The following is a 3028-nucleotide window of genomic DNA, read 5'->3' on the forward strand; positions in this document are numbered from 1 at the left end:
ATATATAATCCAATAATTATTAAAAAGAGGCCAAAAATGTCAAATTCAATTGGAGAAAAATTTCAAGTAACAAGTTTTGGGTCAAGTCATGGAAAAGCGCTCGGAGCAATAATTGACGGATGCCCTGCAAACTTAGAATTAACTGTAGAAGACATTCAAAAGGAACTTGATAAAAGAAAACCAGGAACAAGCAGCGTTACAACACCCAGAAAAGAAGCGGATCAAGTCCAAATTTTATCCGGAATCTTTGAAGGAAAAACTGACGGAACACCAATTACTGGAGTGATATTCAATAAAAACCAACACTCAAAAGATTATTCCATGTTTAAAAATACACCACGTCCGTCACATGGCGATTTCGGATGGATGACCAAATACGGAAACTATGACTATAACGGAGGAGGTCGTGGAAGTGGTAGAGTGACAATTGGCCATGTTATTGGCGGTGCAATAGCCAAAAAACTTTTAAAAGCACATGACATTGAAATCATTTCACACGTTACTCAAATCGGAAACATTAAAGCAGACCCTAAAGATTTCAATGAAATTAAAGAAAACGTTGAAAAAAATCCTGTTCGCTGTGGCGATTTAAATGCCGCAAAAGAAATGGAAGAATTAATAATTACAAAAAAGCAAGAAGGAGACTCAGTTGGAGGAATTGTTGAAACAATAGCTACCGGAGTTCCGGCAGGATTAGGTGAACCTGTTTTTGAAAGATTAGATGGAGATCTGGCAAGAATTTTGATGAATATTGGTGCGGTCAAAGGAGTTGAAATCGGACTTGGATTTGAGGTTGCAAATCATACTGGCTCCGAGATAAATGACGAATATCAAATTGCAGGCAATAAAATTACAACAAAAACAAATAACTCCGGAGGAATCATTGGAGGAATGAGCAATGGCATGCCTATAGTTTCAAAAATAGCCGTAAAGCCAACACCATCCATTTCCAAATGCCAGAATTCAATCAATTTGGAAAAAATGGAAAATAAAAAAATAGAAATTAAAGGAAGACATGACCCATGCATATGTCCTAGAGTGACAGTAGTTGCTGAATCAAGCACTGCAATTGTTTTAGCAGACCATATGATTCGCTCAGGATTTATTCATCCAAGCAATTTAAGCATTTAATTCTGTTTTCTTCTCAATATTGAAAGTTCATCAAACTCATTGTTTTTAAATGATGTTTGATATGAATTTTTTCTTTCACTATTATACAAATCATGGCTTGTGCTGTGATTTTGAGATTCAACATCCTTAAGTGATATCAATCTGAATCTTTTAGGATTATTATAGTTAACATTGAATGACAATCCATCAAAAGCAGCAATTACTTTTATGCCAGTCGCTTTGGAAATCTTTTTAGCTTCAGTAACTGGATTTGAAGAAATCATCTTAAGACCCAAATGAGTCATTACAGCCACTTTCGGTTGAACCTTGTTGATTAAGTCAATGAAATTACGGGAACACATATGGCCATGAATAGATTTATTGCCCGGACGCAAAACACTTGCTATTAAAATATCTGCGCCTTCATGATATTCCGGCAATTCATCAAAGTAACCAGTATCTGAAGTATAGGACAATTTAAAACCATTATAATCAATTTGAAAACCGACACCTGCTGGATCTCCATGGACTGTTTTGGTCCCCTTAACTTTAATGCCGTCAACTTCACTTATTACATCCGGTTTTAAAACTATTTTATCAGATTTTGACTGATGGTATGATGAAATACATGGGCCCCATTTTTCAAAGCCTTCCAAAACACTGGTACTTCCAAAAATAGTACCATATTGTCTGGTCATCCCCTTGGTCATTGATTCAATAAGAATCTCTGCATCATTGTAATGGTCAGTGTGGGCATGGGAAACAAATACACCACTTAAATTGCGAGGATCAAAACCGAACTGGTAAGTTCTTATAAGCGCACCAGGTCCCGGGTCAACATGATAATTTTTTCCGTTGAGATTATCAATTCTAAACCCTCCAGTCATTCTTCTTTGAGAGATAGCAGAAAACCTTCCGCCACCACTACCTAAAAACGATAACTTCATTTAAATCCCCAATCATAATGAACATAAAATTACATCACATTTAAGGGGAGATTTGTCCTTTTTAAGACATAAATCCTCATCTTCAATTGTGACTTTATCCCCTATTTCAATATTTTCACTTTCTGTAAACATTATGACGTTTTGACCAGGCTTGGCCAGCTGTTTCCAATTTCCATCCATTGCCTGTGTTTTATTATTTAACTGAACAAAAACCATATTTCCATCAATAGAAACAACTTTGCCCACATCACCTTTATTAATAATCTTACTGGCCATTTCAATTTCAAGGTTTTGCTGAACAATCTGTTCTGTCAGGTTTTGTCTAAATTTAACCAATACTTTAACATCATTATCAATAGTTACATTCAAATGCCTTTGTGATTTAGATGCATCAAATTGAGGTTCTTGTTTTAATACGTCACAATTCCTGCCGACAGTAGGAGTTTTTAAAGCAACTTCCTTTATGATTTCTTCAAAAATCTCACCTTTGGATTTCAAACTTGAAGAGGGTTTGAATCTTTTTGAAATTAAATTTTCAGCCATTTTTTTAGCAAAATTGTTACCGAAAATAATAATTCCGCTTTCACCGGATTTACGTGAAGTGACTTCAGAACCCAATAGTTCAACTAACTGATAACCGTTTGTGGTTCCATAAATTCTCCTACGTTTTGTTTCAAAGGTTCCTTTAGTACTTACTTCACCCCTAACACAGTTACCAACTATTTTCAACTTAGTGGCATCATCAGTAATTTTTACAGAAATACCCAATTCATCAGCTCTTCTTTTAAATTCATCATCAGAGCCAATCATACCATTATACAATTCAGTTTCCAATATTTCTAAATTTTCTTTATCACCAAAATAACCAATTTTCCTTTTATCAGCTGCCATTACACATCCTTTTTTTCCAATGTAAGCAATAATTAAGCTCATATAATTCCCCTTAATCTCATATATTATAACTATCTAGA

At 34.8% G+C, this 3028-nt stretch carries 3 protein-coding genes; 1 reads left to right on the forward strand and 2 read right to left on the reverse strand.

Features of this window, described 5'->3' with window-relative positions:
• Positions 1 to 36: 36 nt before the first annotated feature.
• Complete coding sequence (gene aroC, locus UIB65_RS00055) at positions 37 to 1131, forward strand: chorismate synthase (protein WP_330039131.1); 1095 nt, start codon at positions 37 to 39, stop codon at positions 1129 to 1131.
• Here aroC and UIB65_RS00060 read toward each other — a convergent pair.
• On the reverse strand, positions 1128 to 2057 hold the full coding sequence (locus UIB65_RS00060) for an MBL fold metallo-hydrolase (RefSeq protein ID WP_330039132.1): 930 nt from the start codon (positions 2055 to 2057) through the stop codon (positions 1128 to 1130). The two genes, aroC and UIB65_RS00060, sit on opposite strands and share 4 nt — an antisense overlap.
• A gap of 12 nt (positions 2058 to 2069) precedes the next feature.
• Positions 2070 to 2990: a DUF2121 domain-containing protein gene (locus UIB65_RS00065; protein ID WP_330039133.1), complete on the reverse strand. Its 921-nt coding sequence runs from the start codon at positions 2988 to 2990 to the stop codon at positions 2070 to 2072.
• Positions 2991 to 3028: the final 38 nt, after the last annotated feature.

It is taken from the genome of Methanobrevibacter sp. (assembly GCF_036307625.1).
Lineage (GTDB): Archaea > Methanobacteriota > Methanobacteria > Methanobacteriales > Methanobacteriaceae > Methanocatella.

What these genes read in the sequence shown, in the direction of transcription:
- aroC (WP_330039131.1), top strand. Translation starts at nt 37, where the DNA reads ATGTCAAATTCAATTGGAGAAAAATTTCAAGTAACAAGTTTTGGGTCA.
- UIB65_RS00060 (WP_330039132.1), bottom strand. Translation starts at nt 2,057, where the DNA reads ATGAAGTTATCGTTTTTAGGTAGTGGTGGCGGAAGGTTTTCTGCTATC.
- UIB65_RS00065 (WP_330039133.1), bottom strand. Translation starts at nt 2,990, where the DNA reads ATGAGCTTAATTATTGCTTACATTGGAAAAAAAGGATGTGTAATGGCA.